Origin of the sequence: Streptosporangium amethystogenes (genome assembly GCF_000721075.1) — a bacterium.
In the GTDB taxonomy this organism is placed as follows: Bacteria; Actinomycetota; Actinomycetes; order Streptosporangiales; family Streptosporangiaceae; genus Streptosporangium; species Streptosporangium amethystogenes.
On record NZ_JOEQ01000193.1, the window covers coordinates 1 to 374 of the forward strand.

The 374-nt window shown below is 69.5% G+C and carries 1 protein-coding gene; it reads left to right on the forward strand.

Translation table 11 applies throughout. From position 1 onward, the window contains the following. Positions 1-374 (forward strand): cellulose binding domain-containing protein (locus tag IG98_RS0144250; RefSeq protein ID WP_030926804.1); only part of this gene is annotated, 374 nt, incomplete at both ends.

A 374-nucleotide genomic window follows, 5' to 3' on the forward strand; every position in this document is an offset into this window, starting at 1 on the left:
CCACCGCGGTCTTCACCAAGGTCTCCGACTGGGGGACCGGCTTCGAGGGCAAGTACACGATCACCAATGGCGGTACCACCACGATCAACGGCTGGTCGGTCGCCTTCGACCTGCCCTCCGGGGCCAACATCGGTGCCTTCTGGGACGCGTCGCTGAGCCGGAGCGGGCAGCGTTTCACCTTCACCAACGTCGGCTGGAACGGCACCCTGGCGCCCGGCGCGACCGCGAGCTTCGGCTTCAACGGCAGCCCCGGCGGCATCACCCCGTCCAACTGCACGCTCAACGGCGCGGCCTGCGGCGGCGGCGACGGGTGGGGCGAACAGTGTGGCGTTGTCGTGGGGGGCGTCGTCGGGTTCGGTGACCGGTTATCGGGT